Annotated in this window: 22 protein-coding genes and 1 pseudogene; 11 read left to right on the top strand and 12 right to left on the bottom strand. The window is 75.0% G+C overall.

What is annotated here, in order from left to right; all coding sequences use genetic code 11:
* Positions 1-217: 217 nt before the first annotated feature.
* The 5 genes from ACZ6J5_RS08465 to ACZ6J5_RS08445 all read right to left on the bottom strand — a co-directional run bounded on the left by ACZ6J5_RS08465 (position 218) and on the right by ACZ6J5_RS08445 (position 3,244).
* On the bottom strand, positions 218-724 hold the full coding sequence (locus ACZ6J5_RS08465; protein ID WP_469389051.1) for a peptidylprolyl isomerase: 507 nt from the start codon (positions 722-724) through the stop codon (positions 218-220).
* A gap of 73 nt (positions 725-797) precedes the next feature.
* On the bottom strand, positions 798-1,052 hold the full coding sequence (locus ACZ6J5_RS08460; RefSeq protein WP_469389049.1) for a hypothetical protein: 255 nt from the start codon (positions 1,050-1,052) through the stop codon (positions 798-800).
* A gap of 104 nt (positions 1,053-1,156) precedes the next feature.
* Positions 1,157-1,657 carry an NUDIX domain-containing protein gene (locus ACZ6J5_RS08455; protein ID WP_469389047.1) on the bottom strand — a complete coding sequence of 167 codons (501 nt, stop codon included), beginning with the start codon at positions 1,655-1,657 and terminating at the stop codon, positions 1,157-1,159.
* A gap of 156 nt (positions 1,658-1,813) precedes the next feature.
* Positions 1,814-2,704, bottom strand: coding sequence for a YhjD/YihY/BrkB family envelope integrity protein (locus ACZ6J5_RS08450; protein ID WP_469389046.1), 891 nt, complete (start codon positions 2,702-2,704; stop codon positions 1,814-1,816).
* Between the two features lie 66 nt (positions 2,705-2,770).
* Positions 2,771-3,244 carry a winged helix-turn-helix transcriptional regulator gene (locus ACZ6J5_RS08445; protein ID WP_469389043.1) on the bottom strand — a complete coding sequence of 158 codons (474 nt, stop codon included), beginning with the start codon at positions 3,242-3,244 and terminating at the stop codon, positions 2,771-2,773.
* Positions 3,245-3,383: 139 nt separating this feature from the next.
* On the opposite strand from ACZ6J5_RS08445, the gene ACZ6J5_RS08440 reads away from it, so the two are divergent.
* A complete protein-coding gene (locus tag ACZ6J5_RS08440) occupies positions 3,384-3,872 on the top strand; it encodes a PaaI family thioesterase (protein WP_469389041.1) in 489 nt (162 codons plus the stop codon).
* 15 nt (positions 3,873-3,887) lie between these two features.
* Here the strand turns inward: ACZ6J5_RS08440 and ACZ6J5_RS08435 are convergent, their stop codons facing one another.
* A complete protein-coding gene (locus ACZ6J5_RS08435) occupies positions 3,888-4,256 on the bottom strand; it encodes a luciferase domain-containing protein (protein WP_469389039.1) in 369 nt (122 codons plus the stop codon).
* 84 nt (positions 4,257-4,340) lie between these two features.
* On the bottom strand, positions 4,341-5,486 hold the full coding sequence (locus tag ACZ6J5_RS08430; RefSeq protein ID WP_469389037.1) for a PP2C family protein-serine/threonine phosphatase: 1,146 nt from the start codon (positions 5,484-5,486) through the stop codon (positions 4,341-4,343).
* Between the two features lie 191 nt (positions 5,487-5,677).
* Here ACZ6J5_RS08430 and ACZ6J5_RS08425 point away from each other — a divergent pair, with 191 nt between their 5' ends.
* From ACZ6J5_RS08425 to ACZ6J5_RS08400, 6 genes and pseudogenes are all read left to right on the top strand, one after another.
* The gene (locus tag ACZ6J5_RS08425) at positions 5,678-6,547 is read left to right on the top strand and encodes an AAA family ATPase (protein WP_469389035.1); all 870 of its coding nucleotides are present in this window, start codon (positions 5,678-5,680) and stop codon (positions 6,545-6,547) included.
* Positions 6,544-7,950 carry a VWA domain-containing protein gene (locus ACZ6J5_RS08420; protein ID WP_469389033.1) on the top strand — a complete coding sequence of 469 codons (1,407 nt, stop codon included), beginning with the start codon at positions 6,544-6,546 and terminating at the stop codon, positions 7,948-7,950. The genes ACZ6J5_RS08425 and ACZ6J5_RS08420 overlap by 4 nt, the downstream gene beginning before the upstream one ends.
* A 38-nt stretch (positions 7,951-7,988) precedes the next feature.
* Entirely contained in the window at positions 7,989-8,573 is a 585-nt protein-coding gene (locus tag ACZ6J5_RS08415; protein WP_469389031.1) for a nucleosidase, read from the top strand.
* Between the two features lie 390 nt (positions 8,574-8,963).
* On the top strand, positions 8,964-10,088 hold the full coding sequence (locus ACZ6J5_RS08410) for an LLM class flavin-dependent oxidoreductase (RefSeq protein ID WP_469389029.1): 1,125 nt from the start codon (positions 8,964-8,966) through the stop codon (positions 10,086-10,088).
* The gene (locus ACZ6J5_RS08405) at positions 10,085-11,446 is read left to right on the top strand and encodes an NtaA/DmoA family FMN-dependent monooxygenase (RefSeq protein WP_469389027.1); all 1,362 of its coding nucleotides are present in this window, start codon (positions 10,085-10,087) and stop codon (positions 11,444-11,446) included. The genes ACZ6J5_RS08410 and ACZ6J5_RS08405 overlap by 4 nt, the downstream gene beginning before the upstream one ends.
* 53 nt (positions 11,447-11,499) lie before the next feature.
* Positions 11,500-12,425, top strand: a pseudogene (locus tag ACZ6J5_RS08400) (IS5 family transposase).
* A 9-nt stretch (positions 12,426-12,434) separates the two neighbouring features.
* Here ACZ6J5_RS08400 and ACZ6J5_RS08395 read toward each other — a convergent pair.
* On the bottom strand, positions 12,435-12,656 hold the full coding sequence (locus ACZ6J5_RS08395; protein WP_469389627.1) for a hypothetical protein: 222 nt from the start codon (positions 12,654-12,656) through the stop codon (positions 12,435-12,437).
* 219 nt (positions 12,657-12,875) lie between these two features.
* Here ACZ6J5_RS08395 and ACZ6J5_RS08390 point away from each other — a divergent pair, with 219 nt between their 5' ends.
* Positions 12,876-13,094 carry a heavy-metal-associated domain-containing protein gene (locus tag ACZ6J5_RS08390; RefSeq protein ID WP_469389025.1) on the top strand — a complete coding sequence of 73 codons (219 nt, stop codon included), beginning with the start codon at positions 12,876-12,878 and terminating at the stop codon, positions 13,092-13,094.
* 72 nt (positions 13,095-13,166) lie between these two features.
* Here ACZ6J5_RS08390 and ACZ6J5_RS08385 read toward each other — a convergent pair whose 3' ends face one another.
* The 4 genes from ACZ6J5_RS08385 to ACZ6J5_RS08370 all read right to left on the bottom strand — a co-directional run bounded on the left by ACZ6J5_RS08385 (position 13,167) and on the right by ACZ6J5_RS08370 (position 18,494).
* Positions 13,167-15,080 (bottom strand): CocE/NonD family hydrolase C-terminal non-catalytic domain-containing protein, encoded by a 1,914-nt coding sequence (locus ACZ6J5_RS08385; RefSeq protein WP_469389023.1) that lies wholly within the window; start codon positions 15,078-15,080, stop codon positions 13,167-13,169.
* A 199-nt stretch (positions 15,081-15,279) separates the two neighbouring features.
* Positions 15,280-16,425, bottom strand: coding sequence for a PP2C family protein-serine/threonine phosphatase (locus ACZ6J5_RS08380; protein ID WP_469389021.1), 1,146 nt, complete (start codon positions 16,423-16,425; stop codon positions 15,280-15,282).
* Between the two features lie 39 nt (positions 16,426-16,464).
* Entirely contained in the window at positions 16,465-17,838 is a 1,374-nt protein-coding gene (locus ACZ6J5_RS08375; RefSeq protein ID WP_469389019.1) for an MFS transporter, read from the bottom strand.
* Entirely contained in the window at positions 17,835-18,494 is a 660-nt protein-coding gene (locus ACZ6J5_RS08370; RefSeq protein ID WP_469389625.1) for a TetR/AcrR family transcriptional regulator, read from the bottom strand. Before ACZ6J5_RS08370 ends, ACZ6J5_RS08375 begins: the two co-directional genes overlap by 4 nt.
* A gap of 447 nt (positions 18,495-18,941) precedes the next feature.
* Here ACZ6J5_RS08370 and ACZ6J5_RS08365 point away from each other — a divergent pair, with 447 nt between their 5' ends.
* The 3 genes from ACZ6J5_RS08365 (at position 18,942) to ACZ6J5_RS08355 (ending at position 21,996) form a co-directional block, all read left to right on the top strand.
* Complete coding sequence (locus ACZ6J5_RS08365) at positions 18,942-19,526, top strand: TMEM165/GDT1 family protein (RefSeq protein ID WP_469389016.1); 585 nt, start codon at positions 18,942-18,944, stop codon at positions 19,524-19,526.
* Positions 19,527-19,718: 192 nt separating this feature from the next.
* Positions 19,719-20,360 (top strand): TetR/AcrR family transcriptional regulator, encoded by a 642-nt coding sequence (locus ACZ6J5_RS08360; RefSeq protein WP_469389014.1) that lies wholly within the window; start codon positions 19,719-19,721, stop codon positions 20,358-20,360.
* On the top strand, positions 20,344-21,996 hold the full coding sequence (locus ACZ6J5_RS08355; protein ID WP_469389012.1) for an acyl-CoA dehydrogenase family protein: 1,653 nt from the start codon (positions 20,344-20,346) through the stop codon (positions 21,994-21,996). Before ACZ6J5_RS08360 ends, ACZ6J5_RS08355 begins: the two co-directional genes overlap by 17 nt.
* Positions 21,997-22,030 lie beyond the last annotated feature (34 nt).

Here is a 22,030-nt window from a genome sequence, read left to right as displayed (position 1 = left end):
CCCGGACGGGGTACTGCTCGCGCATCTGGGGTTCACCTCCCGGTACGGCGTGGGTCGGACGCGGCGGGTGCCGCGGACCGTGCTGGACTCGAACCTACCCGCCGAGGCGGCGGGGCGCATCCCGATATGGGCCGGCGGGCGGCGCGGGACGCGCGACCGCCCCCGGCCCTGGTGGGCGCGGGGGCGGGGACTGCTCGGCGTGGGCCGTGCGGTCGGGTCAGGCCTCGACGGTGCCGGAGGCGGCGACCTTGATGGAGCCGCGGGTGGCACCGGTCTGGGAGCCGAGCGACTCGATCTTCTTCACGAGCTCGGAGCCCTCGACGACCTCACCGAAGACGACGTGCTTGCCGTCGAGCCAGTCGGTCACGATCGTGGTGATGAAGAACTGCGAGCCGTTGGTGTTCTTGCCGGCGTTCGCCATCGAGAGCAGGAACGGGCGGTCGTGCTTGAGGGTGAAGTTCTCGTCCTCGAACTTCTCGCCGTAGATGCTCTTGCCACCCGTGCCGTTGCCGCGGGTGAAGTCACCGCCCTGGAGCATGAAGGCGGGGATCACGCGGTGGAACGGGGAGCCCGCGTAGCCGAAGCCGTGCTCGCCGGTGGCCAGCTCGCGGAAGTTGCGCGCCGTCTTCGGGACGACCTCGTCGAACAGCTGGAAGACGATCCGGCCGGCCGGCTCGTCGTTGATGGTGATGTCGAAGTAAACGTTGCTCTTGTTGTCGCTCATGGGGACATCCTGTCATTCCCCCGGCACTCCACGCGCACGGGCCACCCCCGCCCGGGTGGCGGGGTGCGGGGATTCAGACGAGGTCACCGGCCCCGGGGGCCTGGACGGCGCTGACGACGCTGTCGGCGCCGTCGGCGCCCTGGACGGTGTCCTCCAGGAGCGAGTCGATCTGCGTGTCGTCCTGCAGGAGCTGGTCCTCCTGGAGCAGGCCGGTGACGGAGTCGGCGGGGCCGTGCTCGGCGGCGTCGGCGTGCGGGGCCGGGGAGACCAGGGCGGTGACGACACCGGCGGCCAGGGAGGCGATGGCGAGCATGCTGCGCTTCTTCATGGCCTGGTCAACTGCCGAGGGGCACGGAGGTTACGGCCGCCGCGCGGATTCGCGCGGCGGCGCGGCCGGATCCGGCGGTGTCCGGCGGGGTCCGGCCGTGTCGGTCAGTGGTCCCCGGCGCTCTCCACGTAGAGGGTCGTGCCCGTGCGGCGGGCGCCGTCGATCTCGGCGAGGCGCCGGAAGGCGCTCGGGGTCATCTCCCGCTCCCATGCGGCGAGGGTGAGCAGCCGGTACTCGCTGTGCTCCTCGGGGTCGAGGACGACGGAGGCGAGCTGGGCGTCGGTCAGCTCGCCTCCATCGAAGTAGAAGCCGATGGTGTTGGCCGGCCAGTGGTCGCCCCGGTCGGAGACGAAGTGGGTGGCGAGCAGCCGGGGTTCGCCCGCGAAGACGAGTCCGGTCTCTTCGCGGCACTCCCGTACCGCGGTCTGCCAGGGGGTCTCCCCCGGGTCCATGTTCCCGCCGGGCGAGTGCCACAGCCCGGTCCCGTAGGCGGTGCGCAGTTGGAAGGGTCGGCCCTGGGTGTCGGTGAAGTAGAGACACGCGTACGCGGTCGCTCGCGGCAGCGTGGCGATGTACTCGGCGGGCGGCAGCCAGGTGTGGGCCATGGGCGGCTCTCTTTCGACGGAGCGAGGGGCGGGGGTCGCCTCCCATCCAAGCGGTCCGGGCGGCCCGGCCGGGCGTCGCGCGGCTGTGTCACCGGATCGTGTGATCACCGGGGTGGCCGAATCCGCGGGTCGCCCCGGGGGCGGCGGGCGGCGGGTTCAGCGGTGCCGGGGGCCCGGGCGCGGCGCCTGCCGGGCGGCCCGCTCCAGGCGGCGCAGGACGAGGTGTTCGTGGACGAGCCGGCCGGCGAGGGCGCCGCCGTAGACGACGAAGCCGACGCCGACGAGCCAGGACTGCAGGACGAGGACGGTGCCGAACTGCCCGTAGGTGACGGCGTTGGAGGCGATCAGGGGGGAGAAGACGAACTGGGAGAAGATCCGCAGGCCGAGCAGGCCGAAGGCGGTCAGGACGGCGCCGGGGAGCAGGGCGCGCCAGCGGATGCGGCCGCAGACCAGGAGCCGCTGGGACCACCAGAAGAAGAGGAAGGTGCCGACGAGGTCGCCGAGGGCGACGAGGACGGTGACACCCGCGGGGGACGTGTCGGGGGTGGGGCTGGCGACGAAGAGGAGCAGCGCGGCGACGAGGACGGCGAGCCAGACGACGTGGCGCCAGGCGGTGTGCCAGCGGGCGGTGGGGAGGTCCCAGACGCGTTCGTAGCCGGTCTGGACGGCGGAGCCGAAGGTCACGCCGAAGGCGGCGAGGGCGGCGAGGCCGAAGGCGGTGGTGCGCTGGAGTGCCTGTCCCGGCTGCCCGAAGAGCCGCTCGACCTCTTCCTGGGAGACCTGGGAGACGCCGAGGCCCTGGATGAGCCAGCGGGCGAAGCCCTGGCCGCTGGCGAGGTCGGCGGCGGCCACGACGATGAGCAGGGGGACGAGGGTGAGCAGGCTGAGCGCGGCGAACCCCATGGCGCGGTGCATGAGTTCCATCTCCCGCCCGCGGTTCCAGGCGAGTCCGGCGGGCGAGGCGAGGACGCGCGCGTGGAGCCGGTGGAACCAGTGGCCGTGCTCGGCGGGGGCAGGCTCGTGCGGCGCGCCGGAATCGGGGGACATGTCTCGTGGGGTACCCCGCTCGCCGCCCGAACCCGTCCGGGATGCCGCCGATCGGGTGCAGCGGGGTCAGCCGAGCCGGGGGCGGGCGGCCGGGCCGGGCCGGACGGAGACCTCGTACGGGGTGAGGACGGCGTGCTCCTCGGCGGCGCAGACGACCTCGACGCGGACGGGGGCGCCGCAGCCGGAGTGGCGGATGTCGAGCGGGGTCCCGGCGGGGTCGCCGGCGTGGCTGTCGCCCCACTGCTTGAGGGCGAGCAGGACGGGCCAGAGGTCGCGGCCCTTGGCGGTGAGGCGGTACCGGGAGCGGGTGCGGGCGCCGGGTTCCCGGTAGGGCTCGGCGCGCAGGATGCCGGCGGCGACCAGTTTGCGGAGCCGGTCGGCGAGGACGGCCTCGGAGAGGCCGAGGTGGCGGCGGAAGTCGTCGTAGCGGCGCACCCCGTTGAAGGCGTCCCGCAGGATCAGCAGGGACCACTTCTCGCCGACGAGGTCGAGCGCGCGGCGCACCGGGCAGTTCTCGGTGTCCATCTCCAGGTACTGCATCGCCCCACTGTAGTGGGCTGGCTGCGTTGTTGACAGTCAGCCGAGGCCCCCCTAACTTCGATCTTCGAAGTCAGAAGCATGAGGAGCACGGCCCGCCGGACCACCGGCGCGGGCACGGGCACGGCGAGGGGATGGCGCGATGGAGCGGTCACGGACGGTGCGGTGGCAGGACGCGGCGGCCACCGCCGACGCCGCGGGCACGATGGCGGGCCTGGACTTCCTGCGGGAGATCGCCGCGGGCCGGCTGCCCCCGGCCCCGCTCGGCTCCCTGCTGGGATTCGGCCTGGAGGAGGTGGAGCACGGCAGGGCCGTGTTCGGCTTCGAGCCGGGCGAGGAGCACTACAACCCGATCGGCAGCGTGCACGGCGGGGTCTACGCGACGCTGCTCGACTCGGCGGCGGGCTGCGCGGTGCACTCCACGCTGCCGCGGGGCATGGCGTACACCTCGCTGGACCTGTCCACCCGGTTCCTGCGGCCGGTCACCAAGGACACCGGGAAGGTGCGGGCGATCGGCACGGTGCTCAGCCAGGGGCGGCGCACGGCACTGGCGGAGGCGGGGCTGTACGACGCGGAGGACCGGCTGCTCGGCCACGCCACCAGCACCTGCATGCTCTTCCCGATGCCGTAGGGCCTGTCCGGCGGGTCAGCAGGGTATGCGGGTCCGGGTGCAGTGGTCCGGGGCCGGGTCGTGGGCCGGGTAGGGGGCGCCGGTCGCCTGGAGGGCGGCGCTCACCAGGGTGGCCAGCAGGTCGATGTCCGAGCCCATGTCCAGACGGACCGTCACCCAGCCGGAGCCGGCCCGCAGGCGCAGGGCGCTCGACCCGAGGAGGGCCGGGCGCAGCCGGGCGATCATGGCGCGGGTCAGGTGGACGTCGGCCTCGTGTTCACCGTGGAAGTGCACGATCTCCTGCGTCGCGGTGCGCAGTCCGAGCTCGGCGCCGCAGGGCGCGCGGCCGGCGATCAGCGAGGGCCAGCTCATCAGGCGTTCACTGGCGTGCCTGGCTGTGTTCATACGAGGAGCGTGCCCCTCCCGGGGGTGCCGCACAAGCGTCCTGCTGGAAAGAATCGCGCCGAGTCCGGAAACCGCCGACTCCGGTCAGGGCGCGGGGCGTTCGCGGACCCGGGCGGCGAGCACCGCGACGTCGTCCTCAGCGGTGTGCGCGTCGAGTCCGCGGAGCACTTCGTCGACGACCGCCGCCGGGCCGGAACCGGCCGGTAGCCGCAGCGCGGCGAGGCGGGCGAGGGAGTGGTCGATGTCCTCGCCGCGCCGTTCGACGAGCCCGTCGGTGAAGAGCAGCAGGGTGTCGGCCGGGGTGAGGGTGCGGACGGCCGGTTCGTAGCCGCCGAGGCCGGTGCCGAGCGGCGGGCCGACCGGGAGGTCCACCAGCTCGGCGGAGCCGTCGGCGGCGAAGACGGCCGGCGGGAGGTGGCCGGCGCTGGCGAAGGTCGCGGTGGAGCGGGCCGGGTCGACCTGGATGAGCAGGCAGGTGGCGGGGCGGCGGCCCTCGTCCTCGGCGACGACGGCGTCGAGCTGGCGCAGCACCCGGTGCGGGGGCAGGTCGGTGGCGGCGACCTCGCGCAGGGCGCCTCGGTAGGCGTTCATGTCGACGGCGGCGTCCAGGCCGTGCCCCATGACGTCGCCGACGACGAGGAGGCTGCGCCCGAAGTGCAGCCGGACCGTCTCGAACCAGTCGCCGCCGACGAGGGTGCGCGGGCCGGCCGGGAGGTAGCGCCCGGCGATCTCCAGGTTGGGGTGCGGGCGGCCCGGTTCGGCGACCAGGGCGCGCTGGAGGTGCAGCGCGGTGGCCTCGGTGGCGGCGAGCGTGCGGGCGTGGCCCAGGTGGAGGGCGGCGAGGCGGGCCGCGTGGGCCACGACGGCGGTCTCGTGCGCGGTGAGCCCGCGCCCCGCCCTGGCGGCCCGTACCCGGCCGAGGACCGTGCCGTCCCGGGCGGGCAGGGGCAGCGAGAGCGGCGGGTGCGGGCCGTCGAGGAGCGCGGTGTCGCCGGCCGAGGCGAGCGGGCCGGACGCGGCGGCCGGGATGCCGTCCGGGGGCCCGAGGACGACGTCGGCGGCGTCGGCGACCCGCCGTACCAGGAAGGCGGCGAGCTCGGCGCAGACGGTCCGCTCGTCGAGCGCGGTGCCGATCTCGGCCGCCGCGTGCTCCAGGGCGTCGAGCCGGGCCAGGACGGCCTCGTGTTCCCCCTCCGGCCAGGCCGCCCGCTCCCCAGCTCGCTCCGCCACCGCACCTCCACCGCCGTTCCCCTCACCCCCATTCCATCAGCGGCCCGTCCGCCGCGCGCGCGGCACCCCCCGGACCAGGGCCGGGTCACCCTGCGTGAGGGCCGCCGGAAGGATCCCGGCGGCGGGGCTCCCCGGGCGGGTACGCTGCCACTACTGGGCGGTAACTCACCTGCGCTTCTCGGGGGACAGCAATGACGACCGGGTACTTCCACTCCGTCGACGAGGTCGCCGAACGCCTCGCCGCCACCGGCTATCTGGCCTCGCCCGCCGTCGCCACCACCGTCTTCCTCGCCGACCGGCTCGGCAAGCCGCTGCTCGTCGAGGGGCCCGCCGGGGTCGGGAAGACCGAGCTCGCCAAGGCCGTCGCCCGGGTCGCCGGGGCCCGCCTGGTCCGGCTCCAGTGCTACGAGGGCGTCGACGAGGCCCGTGCCCTGTACGAGTGGAACCACGCCAAGCAGCTGCTGCGGATCACCGCCGGGCGCGGCGAGAGCTGGGACGAGGCCCGCACCGACGTCTTCGGCGAGGAGTTCCTGCTCCCCCGCCCGCTGCTCACCGCGATCCGCTCCGAGGAGCCGACCGTGCTGCTCATCGACGAGACCGACAAGGCCGACGTCGAGATCGAGGGGCTGCTCCTGGAGGTGCTGAGCGACTTCCAGATCACCGTGCCCGAGCTCGGCACCATCACGGCCACCCGCCGCCCCTTCGTCGTCCTCACCTCCAACGCCGGCCGCGAGCTCTCCGAGGCGCTGCGCCGCCGCTGCCTCTTCCTGCACATCGACTTCCCCGACGAGGAGCTGGAGCGGCGGATCGTCCGGGAGAAGGTGCCCGGCATCGACGCGGCCCTCGCCGCCTCGGTGGTCCGGGTCGTGAACGCGCTCCGCGCGATGGACCTGCGCAAGGCGCCCTCCGTGGCGGAGACCGTCGACTGGGCCCGCACCCTGCTCGCGCTGGGCGCGGACACGCTGTACGAGGAGGTCGTCCGCGACACCCTCGGGGTGCTTCTGAAGCACCAGGAGGACATCCGGAGGGCGGCGGCCAAGCTGGACCTGGGCGCGCTGTGAGCGCCGCCGACCGGGTCACCGGGCTGGTGCGGGCGCTGCGGGAGCACGGCTTCCGGATCGGCACCGGCGAGACCGTCGACGCGGGCCTGGCGCTGGCGGCGGTCGGCTTCGCGGACCGGGAGCGGACGCGGGCCGCGCTCGCCGCGACGCTGCTGCACGGCCAGGCCCTGCGGCCGGTGTTCGACCGGGTCTTCGACCTGTACTTCCCGCTGGTCGAGGCGCTGCCGGACGCGGCGGAGGCGCCCCGGGAGCCGCACGACACGGCCGCCGTCCCGCCCGGGGAGCTCGCCCGGCTGCGCGAGGAGCTGCGCGAGCGGCTGGCCCTCGCGCTCGCCGCCGGTGACGACGCGGCCCTGAACCGGCTGGCCGGGGAAGCGGTGGGCGGGCTCGGGGCGTACGGCTCGGGCGCCGCGCCCGGCTCGGACGGCTGGTCCTCGTACCAGACGCTGTCCCGGCTGCGCCCCGAGACGCTGCTGGCCCGGGTCCGGGCGATGCTGCGCGCAGGGGCCGCCGGGGAGCCGGAGTTCGCCGACCGGCTGACCGACGACGAGATCCGGCACCGTATCGAGGGCTTCCGGGAGCGGGTGCGCACCGAGGCGCGCCGCCGGGTGGCCGAGCGTCAGGGCCGGGACCGGGTGGCCCGCCGGGCGGTCGGCACGCCGCCGGACCGGATCGACTTCCTGCTCGCGGGACGGGACCAGCTCGACGAGCTGCGGCGTACGGTACGGCCGCTGGCCCGGCTGCTCGCGACCCGGCTGGCGGCACGCCGCCGCCGGGCCGCGCGCGGCGAGATCGACCTGCGGCGCACCCTGCGGCGTTCGCTGGCCACCGGGGGCGTGCCGGTGCGCCCGGTGCTGCGGCGCAGGCGCCCCGCGCGGCCGGAGCTGGTGCTGCTGTGCGACGTCTCGGGTTCCGTCGCGGGCTTCGCGAGCTTCACGATGCTGCTGGTGCGGGCGCTGCACGACCAGTTCGGCCGCGTCCGGGTGTTCGCCTTCGTCAACCGGACCGACGAGGTGACGGACCTGGTGGCGCGCGGCCGGGACGATCCGGCCGGGCTCGGCGCGCGGATCCTGGCCGAGGCGGCCGTGACCGGCTGGCACGGGCAGAGCGACTACGGGACGGCGCTCGACGAGTTCACCGAGCGCTACGCGGACGCGCTGGGACCCCGTACCGTCGTGTTCGTGCTCGGCGACGCCCGCACCAACCACGCCGACCCCCGGCTCCCGGCGCTCGCGCTGATCGCCGGACGGGCCCGCCGGGTGTACTGGCTCAACCCCGAGCGGCGCGCCCTGTGGTCCACCGGCGACTCGGTCGCCCACACCTACGCGGAGCTCGTCGACATGCGGCCCTGCCGGGACGCCCGGCAGCTCGGGGAGCTCATCGGGCGCCTCCTCCCGGTCTGAGCGCCGACCGCTCCCGGGCACCGGGTAGCGTGAGGCGCATGGAACTCTCGGGTGAGATCACCGCCGGCCGTCCCCTCCTCGTCCTCGCGGTCAAGGAGGAGGCGCAGTACCTCGACACGGACCTGCCGGTCCTGCTCACCGGCATAGGCAAGGTGAACGCGGCGACGGCGCTCGCCACCGTGCTCGCCCGCGGCCCGCTCCCCTCCGAGGTGGTCAACCTCGGCACGGCGGGCGCGCTGCGTCCCGGCTGGACCGGCACCCACGTCGTCGGCACGGTCATCCAGCACGACCTCGACAGCGACGTCCTCGCGACCCTCACGGGCGAGACGTACGGGGCGCCGCTCACCCTGCCGGCGGGCGGCGACGTGGTCCTCGCCACCGGTGACGCCTTCATCTCGGACGAGGCCGCGCGGGAGCGGCTCGCCGAGCGGGCGGCGCTGGTGGACATGGAGGGGTACGCGCTGGCGACCGCGGCGCGGCTGGCGGGCGTCCCGGTCCGGCTGGTCAAGCACGTCAGCGACGAGGCGGGCGAGGGAGCGGCCCGCAGCTGGCGCGAGTCGGTCGCCGACTGCGCCCGGGTGCTCGCCGACTGGGCGGCGGCGAACACCCCGTACCGGGCGTAGCGGACCCGGAGCACCCCCTTTCCCGGCCCCGTGCCGCCGTGTGCGGCCGGGGCCGATGTCCGCCTGGCAGAAGCTTCTTGACAGCCCCGAACACCGCCTGCCTAAGGTGGGGCGTTCCCGTTCGGATCCTGGAGGCTCCCGTGCCCGCACCTCTCGCCGCGCCGCGTCGCGGGCGTGGTGTCGTGTGCTCCGGGGCCCTGCTGAGCTGCCGGCGGCATGTCGACTTCTGCCGCACCGCCTCCGCCATCTGTCCTTCCGCGCACCGCTGAATCCCACCCCGCCGCCGCGCACCTCGCGCGCGTCCGGGGCCGGCCCCGTCCCGTATCGCCGTGTCCTCGGCTCCGGGCGGTGTGCCGTCGTGTTCGCCGTGTCGTTCCGGAAGGACCCCCGATGCCTCACCCTGCCCTGCACCTGGCCGTCGAGATCGACGGTGACGGTGCGCATCCCGCCGCGTGGCGCCGTGCCGCGCACGCCCCCGGAGAGCTGCTGACGCCGCGCCGGACCGCCAAGGTCGCGGCCGTCGCCGAGAACGCCGGGTTCACCCTGGTCACCCTGGACGACTCGATCCTGCCGCCCGCCTCCGCCGCGGGCGGCGGTCCCGCGGGGCGGCTCGGGGCCGTCGAGCGGGCCGCCTTCATCGCCGCGTCCACGAGCGTGATCGGCGTGGCCCCGGTGCTGGCCACCACCTACGCCGAGCCGTTCCACGTCTCCACCAGGATCGCCTCGCTCGACCACGTCTCGGTCGGCCGGGCGGGCTGGGTCCTCGGCGTGGAGGAGAGCGCCGAGGCCGCCCGCGCCTGGGGCCGGCCCCGGGTCGAGGGCGAGGCGGCGCTGCGCCGCGAGGCCCTGGACGGGCTCCGGGTGGCGCGGGACCTGTGGGACTCCTGGGAGGACGACGCCGTCATCCGGTCCGTCGCCACCAGCCGCTACCTCGACCGGGAGCGGCTGCACTACATCGACTTCGAGGGCGAGACGTACAGCGTGAAGGGCCCGGCGATCGTGCCGCGCCCGCCGCAGGGCCGCCCCGTCGTCCTCGCGCCGGCCGGTCTCGTCCCGTCCGGTCTCGTGGACGTGGCGCTGGTCGACGGCGCCACCCCGGCGCTGCTCGGCGAGGCGGCCGCCGCCTCGGGCGCGCCCCTCGCGTTCGCCGAGCTGGAGGTCGCCCTGGACACCCCCGGCGAGACCGCCGCCGACCGGCTCGCCGACCTGGACCGCTCCACCGCCTGGGCCGGGCACCCCGGCCGGCTGCGCTACACCGGCTCCGCGCGCGGACTGGCCGATCTCCTGGAGGAGTTGAGCGCCCTGGTCGACGGGGTGCGGCTGCGTCCGCTGGTGCTCGACGAGGACCTGGCGGTGCTCTCCCGGCTGGTGCTGCCCGAGCTGTTCTCCCGGCGGGTCGCCGCCCGCCCGCTGCCCGGCACCACCCTGCGCGCCACCCTCGGACTGCCCCGGCCCGAGAGCCGTTTCGCCACCGCGGGCCCCGCCTCCACCACGACCCGGGAGGGGAACCGATGACCGGCACCGACCCGTACGACGTCCCCCGTCCCGACGCCCGACTGCACTTCGGCGTCTTCTTCCAGGGCGTCAACCACTGGACCATCTGGTCGGACCCGGCCAGCGGCTCGCAGATCGACCCCGGCTCCTTCCGCAAGGTCGCCCTGACCGCCGAACGCGGCCTGTTCGACGCCTTCTTCCTCGGTGACGGGCTGCGGCTGCGCGAGACCGACGGGCACATCCACGACCTGGACGTGGCCGGGCGCCCCGACTCCCTGGCGCAGCTCGCGGCGCTGGCGGCGGTCACCCACCGGATCGGCCTGGTCTCCACCTCCAACACCACCTTCAACGAACCGGCGGACCTCGCCCACCGGCTGGCGAGCCTGGACCTGCTCTCCCAGGGCCGGGCCGGCTGGAACGTCGTCACCACCGACAACGCCTGGACCGGCGCCAACTTCCGGCGCGGCGGCTTCCTCGACCACGCCGACCGCTACACGCGCGCCGAGGAGTTCCTGGCCGTCGCCCGCGCGATCTGGGACGGCTGGGCACCGGGCGCGGTGAGCGAGAGCGCCGAGGCCCGCGCCTGGTCGGTGCCCGGCACGATCGGCCGGGTCCGGGCGGCGGGCGCGCAGTTCGACGTCGACCTCGTACCGGCGCTGCCGCGCGGCCCCCAGGGGCATCCGGTGATCTTCCAGGCGGGCGACTCGCCGGCCGGGCGGGACTTCGCCGCGCGCAACGCCGACGTCATCTTCTCCGCGCACGGGCGGGACTTCGCGGACGCGCTGGGCTTCGCCGAGGACATCCGGCGGCGGCTGCGGGCGGCGGGCCGCCCGGAGGACGCGCTGCGCATCCTGCCGGCCACCGAGATCGTCATCGGCGCGACCGAGAAGGAGGCGGAGGAGAAGGCCCGCTGGGTGCGGCTGGAGCAGGTCACCCCGGCGACGGCGCTGGCCGTGGCGAGCCGGCTGTGGAACATCGACCTGTCGGAGCGCGACGCCGACGGCCCGCTGCCCGCCGAGGACCCGGTGGTCGAGCAGAACACGGGCGCGTTCGGCTCGGCGCGGGTCGCCGACCCGCACGGCGTGGTGGCCACCTGGCGTGCCAAGGCGGAGGCCAACGGCTGGTCGCTGCGGGAGACGGTGATCGAGCTGGGGCCCCAGCGCGGGCACGTCGGCACGGCGTCCGGTCTCGCCGACACCTTCGCCCACTGGGTGCGGCACGGGGCGCTGGACGGCTTCAACGTCTCGCCGTATCTGATCCCCGACGGCCTGGACGACATCGTGGACCTGCTGGTCCCGGAGCTCCAGGAGCGCGGGGTGTACCGCACGGCGTACACCGGGACGACACTGCGGGAGCACCTGGAGCTGCCGCCCGGCTAGGACTTGTCCGGCCGATCATGTGACTCCTCCGCAGTCGTGTCGTTGATGCGGGCATGGGGCGGGGTGATCTGACGGATGCCGAGTGGGAACGGCTGCGGCCGTTCCTGCCGGTCAGCAACGGGCGTTGTGGCAGGTGGCGTGATCACCGGCAGGTGATCGACGGGATTCTGCACCGGGTGCGAACCGGGGTTCAGTGGCGTGACCTGCCTGAGCGGTTCGGCCCGTGGAAGACGGTCTATGAACGCCATCGTCTGTGGTCGGCCGACGGAACCTGGGAACGCCTGCTCCAGCAGGCCGAGGCCGACGCGGCCGGGGAGATCGACTGGGACATCTCGGTCGACTCCACCATCGTGCGGGCACATCAGCACGCTGCCGGCGCCCGTACCGAACCACCGCCGTCTCCCGCCTCAAAAGGGGCCGAACTGGCGGAACACCAGGACGAGACGCCGTGGCAGAGTCTCGTCGCCCGCCTGGTGGAGGTGGTGCGGGAGGTGAGGGCCTGGGCCGCTCGCGGGGCGGGTTCACCACCAGGCTCCACCTGAGCGCGGACGGCCGCTGCCGCCCGCTGTCCCTGATCGTCCACACCAGGCCAGCGGGCGGACTGCACGCAGTTCAAGCCAGTGCTGGAAAAGATCCGCGTGCCGCGGCCAGGGCCGGGCAGACCCCGCCAGAAGCCGGACAGTCTGGCGGCCGACAAGGCTTACAGCAACGGTCCCTGCCGCGAGCATCTGCGGCGCCGGGGCATCCGGCACACGATTCCGGAGAAGACCGACAGCCAGGCCGCCCGCCTGCGCAAAGGCTCACGCGGCGGAGGCCACCTGGCTTCGATGAAGAGCGGTACAAGAAACGCAACACCGTCGAGCGGGCGATCAACCGCTTGAAGCGGCACCGGGCCGTCGCCACTCGCTACGACAAGCGCGGCTACGCCTTCCTCGGCACCGCGACTGCTGCAACCCTCGTCACCTGGCTCCGTTCGTGAAGACCAGAATCAGTCCTCATCCTCAGGCAGGTGGAAGTACACGGTCCCCGACCGCCAGGGGCCGTGCTCGGTCATCTCCGACGCGATGACCACGTCCTGGATCTCGGCGGGGCCCAACGCCTCGATGGAATCCGCGAGCCGCCGCAAGAGCGCCGGAACACTGTCGCAGCCGGGGCCAGCGGGGTTGGCCTGTGAGAAGTGGCGCACGGTCCAATGCATTGGCTTATCCATCACGGATAGATCGTAAGACCTGCCATCGCTTGAACTGTGATCGCCCGGAGGGCGGCCTCGCGGCGTCAGGCGCGTGCGCTCGGCGTACTGGGCGCCCGGCGTTCCTGGCCTGAGCCCGTCGGCCGGAACTCCTCCTTGCGCGGGATACCCCCCGGGGGTACAAAGGGATCAACGGAATACCCCCACGGGGTATCACGCGCACACGCTCAGGAGGTTCCCATGTCCGCTTTCTCCACCACGTACAAGGTTTCCGGTGTCAACAGCGGTCACTGCAAGGCGATCGTCTCGGAGGCCCTGCGCGGCCTGGACGGCGTCGACACGGTGAGCGTGGAGATCTCCACCGGCCTGGTCACCGTCAACACCGCCGCCGAGCCGGACGACACGCTGATCTCGACGACGATCGACGACGCCGGCTACGACTTCCACGGCCGCGCCTGACCCAGGGCGCGGGACCGGGGAGGGGAGGCGGGGAGGGGTCGGGCGGCACGCCCGGCCCCTCCCCCGCGTGCGTCAGCCGAGCGGAAGCTCCAGCACCGCGGGACCGCCGACGGCGGTCTGCGTCCAGACCGCGGCCACGTCCCGGTACAGCGGGTCCCTGCTGTCGATCACCAGCATCAGCCGGTGCCCCTCGGCGAGGTCGTACGCGGCGGCCTGCAGCCGCCACTCCACCCGGCGGACCTCGCCGGGGCGAAGGTTGGTCACGTTCAGCGGCTCGTGGGTGACGATCCGGGCCGTCTCGTCCGCGGCCACGTCGAAGAGGTGGGCGAAGAGGCTCGCCGAGCCGGTCGTGGAGCGGACGGCCAGGCGCAGCACCGGGACGCCCCGGATCCGCCGCGCCGCCGTCCCCGCGCCGCGCCCGGCGCCTGTCCGGGGTGCGGTGAGCGGCTCCGACGTCCAGACCAGGGCGTGGACGCGGTCGATCTTGCGGGTGTCGTAGATCTTGGGGTCGCCGGCCCACTCCTTGCGCCCGGTCTCCACGATCCGGTCCAGGACCGTGGCCGCCGTGTCCACGCCCGCGACGAAGGACCGCTCCCAGCCGCCCGCCGCGCCCGCGCCCGCCCCGGTCACCGCGTCCTCGCCCGCGCCCGCGCCCGCGCCCGCGACGAGCGCGCCGTCCGTGCCGCCCGCCCCGCCGCCGGTCAGGGCGAAGGGCTCGGTCCGCGCGGTCACCTCGCGCCAGCCCGGCCGGCCCTCGCGCAGTGCCGGGGCGACGATCCGGTGCTCGCCGGTCGGCCGCCCGGTCTCGGGGTCGCGCACCGGGACCGTCCGGTACGTGAACATCACCTGGCTGCTGACGGCCGGCCACTGCTCGACCCCGTTGCGCTCGCCCTTGAGGTGGTGGTCGAGCCAGGCGTACGCCTCCTGCATCGGGATGTTGACGTCGCCGGAGCGCGCGGGCGGGGCCAGCAGCCCGCGCCCCTCGGGCACGAGGTGGTCGCCGATCCACAGGTTGAGCCGCTTGGGCACGGTGAGCGCCTCGAAGTCCGCGACCGCCTGGTTGACCGGGAAGAGGGCCTCGTGCCAGGCGTGCGAGAGAAGGGTCGGCGTGCCGAGCGCGTTGGCCCGCTCCAGATAGGCCCGCGGGGCGCGCCTCGCGGCCCAGGCGGCGAAGACCTCGGGGTCGGTGCCGTCCCGTAACTCCGCGAGGGCCGCGCGGTTTCGTGTGTCGAACTTCTCCTCGACCGGGCCGCCGGCCAGGGCGAGCAGGGCGTCGAGGGCGGCCACATGCCGGACCCCGTTGCCGTGCAGGGCGCCGGCCAGGTCACCCCAGGCGCTGAGGGCGACGACGGCGCGGGCGCGCGCGTCGTGGGCGGCGACGAGCCGGCCGATCGCGGAGCCGTACGAGACGCCGAGGAAGCCGGTGGCGCTGGGGCCGAAGCGCTCCACGGCGTAGTCGAGGACGGCGAGGCCGTCGGCCAGGTCGTTCGGCCCGGCGAGGTCGACGAACCCCGGCGAGGTCGACGGCAGTCCCCGGGTGCCGAGCCCTCGGGGGGTGTACGCGAGGACGTGGTAGCCCTTCAGCGCCAGCGTGAGGTACGCGTACATGAACGGCGTCCAGCCGAAGGGCTGCCAGGCGGCCGGGAGGATCACGAGGGGGTGCGGGCCGGGGGCGCGCCGGCGCAGGGTGAGGGCGGAGAGCCCGAGTCCGTCGTGGGTCTCGACGGCCGTGACGAGCGGGAGAGCGGTGGCCCGCACCTGCGCGACGAGCTCGGCGAGCTCCTCGGTCAGCAGGTCGGTGCGCCCGCCGGGTTCCAGGGCCGCGGCCAGGTACTGGCCGATCCGGGCGGCGTCGGGGTCGACCGTCCCGTCGGGCGCCCACAGTCCGCGGGCGGCGACATGGGCGACGTCGGCGTCCGTGAGGGCCCGCGCGGAGCGGGCGCTGAGGAGGGAGCTGAAGCGGGGCTGGGGGGTCTCCTCGGGCACGTGCACCCGGTCCTCTCGTCTGGTCCTGCGATTCCGTGTACGGACGTCCGCATTGCGGACGTCTGACGTACGGTCAGCAAGCCTGGGCCATGGCGGAGTGTGTCACCAGGGAGCGCACGAAGGGCGCGTGAGACACCGCGCCGGGGCGGCGGCGACACCGCTCGCCCGGTTTCGCACGTTTGAAAGGGGCCCCCGGCCGCTACCCCCGGACGGTCCCGGAGCGGGCGGCGGGCGCGGCGGCCGGTTCCGGCGGGCGGACCAGGAGCAGCGCGGCCACGTCGTCGTCGAGGCCGCCCGCGCTGTAGGTGTCGAGGTCGTGGTGGAGCAGCGACAGGACCCGGTCGCCCGGCTCGTCCGCCCAGGCGCCGAGCCGCTCCTCCAGCGGGTATAAGTCACCGGCCCGGTTCCGGGTCTCGCTGACCCCGTCCGTGAAGAGCAGCAGCCGGTCGCCCGGCCCGAACGGCACCACCTCGACCCGGTGCCGGGAGGGCAGCAGTCCGGCCAGGTTGACCGGCAGCGACGGGTCGGTGAGCGGGACGGGCGCGACCCGCCCGGCGTGCTGGAGGAGGGGCGCCGGGTGGCCGCAGCTCACCAGCCGGACGACGTCCTCGTCATCGGGGAGTTCCAGGAGCAGCACGGTGGCGAAGCGTTCGGTGACGTCGGACTCGGGGTCCCAGACGCCGTAGCGTTCCAGGCCCTCTTCCAGGCGGTCGGCGAGGGCGGGGAGGTCGGGCGCGTCGGTGACGGCGGCGCGGTAGGCGCCGAGCAGCACGGAGGCGCTCTCGACGGCGCCGAGGCCCTTGCCCTGGACGTCGCCGAGCATCACGCGGACGGCGCCGGGGACCCGGACGGCCTCGTAGAAGTCGCCGCCGATGCGGGCCTTCGCGGCGGCGGCGACGTACAGCAGGTGCAGTTCGTCGCGGCCGAGCCGGGGGGCCAGCGGGCGCAGCAGCACCCGCTGGACGACCTCGGCGACGGCGGTGACCTCCCGCATGTCCTGCTCGTAGCGGGCCCGGACCCGGCTGACCCAGACGGCGGCGGCGATCACGACGGCCAGCACCGCCTCGGCGGCCAGGATGTCCTTGGCGGGATCTCCCTGCGCCAGGGCGAGCCCCAGGCGCAGCGCCATGGCGAGCAGGCCGATGGCGACGGTGCCGCGCACGTTCCAGGTGACGGCGGCGAGCGCGGGGCCGATGACGAGCAGCCGGTCGAAGTGCTGCCCCTCCGCGCTGGCGAGGTCGAGGACCACCACCATCGCGAGGGCGAGCAGCGGCAGTGCGAGGCCGATCGTGAACTGGGTGCGCGTCCCCTTGGGCGTGGGGAAGCGGTGACCACCTGTGGGCATGACCCGATCGTACGTAGGGGGCGGGGCCGGACCCCGTCGTTACGGTGCCGGTGGCGTGTCCGGGTCCCGGCGCGGGCCCGGCAGGGCGAGGGCGGCGGGGACGGCGAGCAGGGCGACGCAGGCCGGCACGGACAGGGTGGTGCCGGGTCCGGGCAACAGGGCGGCGAGGGCGACACCGAGGACGGGGCCGGTGTTCATCGCGGTCTGCTGGAGCCCGCCGGCGACCCCGGCGTGCCCGGCCGGCGCGCGGCGCACGACGACGGAGGTCGCGGTCGCCATCACGGCCCCGAAACCGGCGCCGGTCAGCGCCGCGCCGACGCCCGCCGCGAGCGCGCCGCCGGATCCGCCCGGCAGGCCGAGGAGCAGCACCCCGAGGGTCATGAGCAGGATGCCGCCGAGCACCGTGGCCCGGGGCCCGTAGCGGCGCTGGAGCACGGCCCCGGCGGGCGCCCCGGCCATGAGGAACAGGGCCAGCGGCAGCATCCGCAGCGCGGTGTCCAGGGGGCCGAGGCCGAGACCGTCCTGGAAGAGGAAGGTGGCCGCGAAGAGGGTGCCGGAGAGCGCGGCGGACACCGCGAGCAGCACCCCGAGCCCGGCGGCGACCGGCCCCGGTCCCAGCAGCCCCGGCGGCAGCAGGGGGTGCGGGGCGCGCCGTTCACGCCGGACGAGCAGGAGGGCGGCGAGCCCGGCGGCGGCGAGGGCGGCCGGGGATCCGGCGGCGATCCCGTGCACGAGGCAGGCGAGGGCGAGCCCGAGCAGACCTGCGCCGGGGAGGTCGAGCGCGCCACGGCCCCCGGCCGCCTCGTCGGCGGCGGGGCGGCGCTCGGCGACGGCCAGGCCGAGCGGGGCGAGGGCCGCCGTGGGCGCGACGCCGATGAGGAACACCGCGCGCCAGCCGTACGCGTCGACCAGCCAGCCGCCCAGCAGCGGTCCGGCCGCGGCGGCGAGGCCGATGGCGCTGGTGCGCAGCGCGACCGGCATGGCGAGCCGCTCGGGCGGATAGGCGGCCCGGAGCATCCCGAGGGTCGCGGGCTGGAGCAGCGCCCCGGCGACGCCCTGGACGACCCGCAGCGCGATCACGGCGCCCAGCCCGGGGGCGACGGCGATCCCGGCGGAGGCGGCGGCGAAGCCGAGGCAGCCGACGGCGAAGAGGCGACGGTGCCCGTAGCGGTCCCCGAGCCGGCCGGCGAAGACGAGCAGTCCCGCGACGGCGATCAGATAGCCGGTGCTGGTCCACTGGACCCGGCCGAGGCCGCCCCCGAACTCGCGCTGGAGGGCGGGCTGGGCGACGGTCAGCACGGTCCCGTCCAGCGCGACGACGGCGGCGCCGACGACGGAGCAGGTCAGGGCGGCGAAGCGGGACCGGGACCCGGCGGCGGGCGCGGTCCGGGCCGGGGCGGCGGTGCCGCTCACCGGGGGCCGCCGGCCGGGCCGAGGTGCGCGGCGAGCGCGGCGTCGAGCAGCGGGGCCACGTCGTCGGCGCCGGTCGCCAGCGACAGGCTGCCCCAGCGCCAGAGCTGGGCGATGCCGTGCAGAGTGGCCCAGAGCGCCCCGGCGGCGACGGCCGGGTCGGCGCCCGGGCGGGCCTCGGCGAGCAGGGCGCCGAGGCGGGCGAAGAGCGGGAGGCTGGTGTCGCGCAGCCCGAGCCGGCCGCTCTCCAGCAGGTCGTGGCGGAACATCAGCTCGTACATCCCGCCGCGCCCGTCCGCGAAGTCGAGGTAGCAGCGGGCGACCGCCTCGATCCGCCCTCGGGCGTCCCCGCGCCCCTCGGCCTCGGCGCGCTCCTCCGCGCGGGCGGCGCGGTCGCCGAGCTCGCGGAAGCCCTCGCGGGCGATGGCCGAGAGCAGGTCCAGGTGGGTCGGGAAGTGGCGGCGCGGCGCGCCGTGCGAGACCCCGGCCCGGCGGGCGATCTCGCGCAGCGACAGCGCCTGCGCGCCCTCCGCGTCGACGAGCGCGACCCCGGCCCGGACCAGCCGCTCGCGCAGCCCGGTGCCGGGGGGCGTCGCGGAGGGGGCGGGAGCGGGGGTGGAGGTGGGGGCGGGCTCGGGGAGCGCGGATTCATGGGGCATGGGGGTCATGGCGACCGTTCTAGTCGATCAACGTAGACACTGTCTACTCCCCGTCTGCCCCCTTGCCGTCTGCCCCCTTGCCGTCTGCCCCCTTGCCGGCGCCCCGTCCACTCCCTGTCTTCTCCCTCGCCCGATCCCCCGGCACCTCCCGGCACCTCCCGTCGTCAAACCCTGCCCCGCCCCTGCCCCCGCCCTCGCGGAGCCGTCCGTTACACTGGTGTCAGCGAAGGGGAGTAGCCCTGCGAACCGGTCGTCGACACACTGGAACCCCCGGGTTCCCGGTGACCGGGTCCGTGCGGAAGCGCGGACGGGCGAGACCTTCGGCCAGGCATCATCGCCACGTCCGCAGAAGTGGGCGTGGTTCGTCATGCCGGGCCGAGTGGTCCTCCCGTCGCCAGCCCAGGCGCCGTGTCGGCCCGGGCCCGGTCCGAGCAGAGAGCTCCCGGTATGCACCTCGACCCCTTGGCGATCATCACCGCCTTCGGGCTGATCTTCCTCGCCGAGCTTCCCGACAAGACGATGTTCGCGTCGCTCGCGATGGGCACGCGGATGCGTCCGCTGTACGTGTGGTTCGGCACCTCGACCGCCTTCATCGTCCATGTGGCCATCGCCGTGGGCGCCGGCAGTCTGCTCGGGCTCCTGCCCGACTGGAGCGTCAAGCTCGTCTCGGCCCTGCTGTTCGCGTTCGGCGCGTTCATGCTGCTGCGCGGCGGGGGCGACGAGGACGAGGAGGACGCCGGCGGCAAGACCGTGACCGGCTTCTGGCCCGTCTACTCGACCGCCTTCATGGCCGTCTTCATCAGCGAGTGGGGCGACCTGACCCAGATCACCACCGCGAACCTCGCCGCCACCAACGGCACCTGGTCCACCGCGATCGGCTCCGCCGCCGCCCTGATGAGCGTCTCGGCGCTCGCGCTCGTCGCGGGCCGCTTCATCGCGAAGCGCGTCCCGCTCAAGACCGTGCAGCGCATCGGCGGTCTGTGCATGGCCGGCCTCGCGATCTGGTCCCTCGTGGAGATCTTCACGGGCTGAGGCCACCCGGCCGACCGCCGAACGACCGGCCTACCGGCCTACCGGCTGTGCCGAACCGAACCCGGGGACATGCCCGTGCGCCTTCCAGGCCGCGGGCATGTCCCTTTCCCGTTCCGGGGCCGGGGCCGGGTCCGGGGACCGGACGCCCGGCGGTTCCTTGCTGAAGCAGTGAATCACTGCTTCACTCCTTCCATGCCCTACCGACGCACACCGGCGGTCCAGGCCCGGCTCGACGCCCAGCGCGCCACCGTGGTCGAGGCGGGCCTCGGCCTGCTCGCCGAGCACGGGTACGCCGGGTGCACCATGGCCGCCGTCGCCGCGCGGGCGGGCATCGCCACCGGCAGCGTGTACCGCCACTTCCCCAGCAAGGCCGCACTCTCCGTAGAGCTGTTCCGCACCGTCGTGGGCCGGGAGGTCGCCGCCGTCTCCGCGGCCGCCGCGCTGGGCGCGCACCGCACCGCCGCCGACCGCGTCGTCGCCGTCATCGAGACCTTCGCGGGCCGCGCCCTGAAGGCGCCCCGGCTCGCCTACGCCCTGCTCGCCGAGCCGGTCGACCCTGCCGTCGACGCCGAGCGGCTGGTGTTCCGGCGCGCCTTCCGCGACGTCTTCGCCGCGGTGATCGCCACGGGCGTCGAGAGCGGCGAACTCCCGCCCCAGGACGCCCGGCTGACCGCCTCGGCACTCGTGGGCGCGGGCGCCGAGGCGCTCATCGGCCCGCTGACCGGCCCCTCCGCCGACGACGACGGCGCGGAGCCCGTCGGACCCGGCACCGTACCCGCCCTGGTCACCTTCACCCTCCGAGCCCTGGGAGCTCCCGATGCCCGTCACGCATGAGGTCACCAACCAAGCCCCGCCGCTGACCGGTTACGACGTCTCCGCCGACCCCGCGCTCCTGGAGGCGCTGCGGCGGGAGGGCGCCGCCTGGGCGGAGACCGACGTCCGGGAGCTGGGCGTGATGGCGGGCGGGCAGCAGGCGCAGGAGTGGGGGCGGCTGGCCGAGCGGCACTCCCCCGTGCTGCACACCCACGACCGGTACGGGCACCGGATCGACGAGGTCGAGTTCCACCCGTACTGGCACGAGCTGATGAACGTGGCCGTCCAGCACGGACTGCACGGCGCCCCCTGGGCCGACCCCCGGCCGGGCGCGCACGTGGCGCGCGCCGCGAAGGTGTTCGTGTGGGGGCAGGCCGACCCGGGGCACCTGTGCCCGGTCTCCATGACGTACGCGGCGGTGCCCGCGCTGCGCGCCGCGCCGGAGCTCGCCTCGGTCTACGAGCCGCTGCTGACCTCGCCCGCGTACGACTTCGGGCTGCGGGTGCCCACCGAGAAGCGCGGGATCATCGCCGGGATGTCGATGACCGAGAAGCAGGGCGGCTCCGACGTCCGCGCCAACACCACCCGCGCGGTACCGACGGGCGAGCCGGGGACGTACGCGCTGACCGGGCACAAGTGGTTCACCTCGGCGCCGATGTCGGACGTCTTCCTGACCCTGGCGCAGGCGCCGGGCGGGCTGTCCTGCTTCCTCGTGCCGCGCGTGCTGCCGGACGGCTCCCGGAACGCGATCCGGCTCCAGCGGCTCAAGGACAAGCTGGGCAACCGCTCCAACGCCTCCAGCGAGATCGAGTACGAGGGAGCCCTCGGGCAGCTCGTCGGCGAGGAGGGCCGTGGGGTCGCCACCATCATCCGGATGGTGAACATGACCCGGCTCGACTGCGCCGTCAGCTCGGCCTCCGGGATGCGGCAGGGTCTGGTGCAGGCCGTGCACCACGCCACGCACCGCAGCGCGTTCGGGGCGCGGCTCGTCGACCAGCCGCTGATGACCAACGTCCTCGCCGACCTCGCCGTCGAGGCGGAGGCCGCGACGGTCGCCGCGCTGCGCCTCGCGGGCGCGGTGGACCGGGCGGCGGCCGGGGACGCCGAGGAGGAGCAGCTGCGCCGCCTCGGGCTCGCCGTCACCAAGTACTGGGTGTGCAAGCGGGCCCCCGCGCACGCGGCCGAGGCCCTGGAGTGCCTGGGCGGCAACGGCTACGTCGAGGACTCGGGGCTGCCCCGGCTCTACCGGGAGTCGCCCCTCCCCTCCATCTGGGAGGGCTCCGGCAACGTGGCCGCGCTCGACGTGCTGCGCGCGATGGCCCGCCAGCCCGAGGCCGTCCAGGCCTTCTTCGCGGAGGTCGACCGGGCGGCCGGCGCCGACCGTCGGCTCGACGCGGCCACGGCCCGGCTCCGCAAGGACCTCGCGGAGCTGGGCGACCCGGACACACTCCAGTACCGCGCCCGCCGGACCGTCGAGCGCCTCGCCCTGGTGCTCCAGGGCTCGCTCCTGGTCCGCCACGGGCACCCGGCCGTCGCCGACGCCTTCTGCGCCTCCCGCCTCGACGGCGACTGGGGCGTCGCCTTCGGCACCCTCCCGGCGGGCCTGGACACGGCGGCGATCATCGAGCGGGGCGCGCCCGGGTACCCGCCGGCCTGACCGGCCCCCGGGCGGCGGGACCGGAGGCGTGGCA

It is taken from the genome of Streptomyces sp. NPDC042100, from assembly GCF_055582325.1.
The sequence above is the reverse complement of the archived record's forward strand: the minus strand, read 5'-3'. Positions and strand labels throughout refer to the sequence as shown.

Bases quoted from the DNA above. Each gene is read 5' to 3' on its own strand.
- ACZ6J5_RS08465 (WP_469389051.1), bottom strand. From the start codon at position 724: ATGAGCGACAACAAGAGCAACGTTTACTTCGACATCACCATCAACGAC.
- ACZ6J5_RS08460 (WP_469389049.1), bottom strand. From the start codon at position 1,052: ATGAAGAAGCGCAGCATGCTCGCCATCGCCTCCCTGGCCGCCGGTGTC.
- ACZ6J5_RS08455 (WP_469389047.1), bottom strand. From the start codon at position 1,657: ATGGCCCACACCTGGCTGCCGCCCGCCGAGTACATCGCCACGCTGCCG.
- ACZ6J5_RS08450 (WP_469389046.1), bottom strand. From the start codon at position 2,704: ATGTCCCCCGATTCCGGCGCGCCGCACGAGCCTGCCCCCGCCGAGCAC.
- ACZ6J5_RS08445 (WP_469389043.1), bottom strand. From the start codon at position 3,244: ATGCAGTACCTGGAGATGGACACCGAGAACTGCCCGGTGCGCCGCGCG.
- ACZ6J5_RS08440 (WP_469389041.1), top strand. From the start codon at position 3,384: ATGGAGCGGTCACGGACGGTGCGGTGGCAGGACGCGGCGGCCACCGCC.
- ACZ6J5_RS08435 (WP_469389039.1), bottom strand. From the start codon at position 4,256: ATGAACACAGCCAGGCACGCCAGTGAACGCCTGATGAGCTGGCCCTCG.
- ACZ6J5_RS08425 (WP_469389035.1), top strand. From the start codon at position 5,678: ATGACGACCGGGTACTTCCACTCCGTCGACGAGGTCGCCGAACGCCTC.
- ACZ6J5_RS08415 (WP_469389031.1), top strand. From the start codon at position 7,989: ATGGAACTCTCGGGTGAGATCACCGCCGGCCGTCCCCTCCTCGTCCTC.
- ACZ6J5_RS08410 (WP_469389029.1), top strand. From the start codon at position 8,964: ATGCCTCACCCTGCCCTGCACCTGGCCGTCGAGATCGACGGTGACGGT.
- ACZ6J5_RS08405 (WP_469389027.1), top strand. From the start codon at position 10,085: ATGACCGGCACCGACCCGTACGACGTCCCCCGTCCCGACGCCCGACTG.
- ACZ6J5_RS08395 (WP_469389627.1), bottom strand. From the start codon at position 12,656: ATGGATAAGCCAATGCATTGGACCGTGCGCCACTTCTCACAGGCCAAC.
- ACZ6J5_RS08390 (WP_469389025.1), top strand. From the start codon at position 12,876: ATGTCCGCTTTCTCCACCACGTACAAGGTTTCCGGTGTCAACAGCGGT.
- ACZ6J5_RS08380 (WP_469389021.1), bottom strand. From the start codon at position 16,425: ATGCCCACAGGTGGTCACCGCTTCCCCACGCCCAAGGGGACGCGCACC.
- ACZ6J5_RS08370 (WP_469389625.1), bottom strand. From the start codon at position 18,494: ATGCCCCATGAATCCGCGCTCCCCGAGCCCGCCCCCACCTCCACCCCC.
- ACZ6J5_RS08365 (WP_469389016.1), top strand. From the start codon at position 18,942: ATGCACCTCGACCCCTTGGCGATCATCACCGCCTTCGGGCTGATCTTC.
- ACZ6J5_RS08360 (WP_469389014.1), top strand. From the start codon at position 19,719: ATGCCCTACCGACGCACACCGGCGGTCCAGGCCCGGCTCGACGCCCAG.
- ACZ6J5_RS08355 (WP_469389012.1), top strand. From the start codon at position 20,344: ATGCCCGTCACGCATGAGGTCACCAACCAAGCCCCGCCGCTGACCGGT.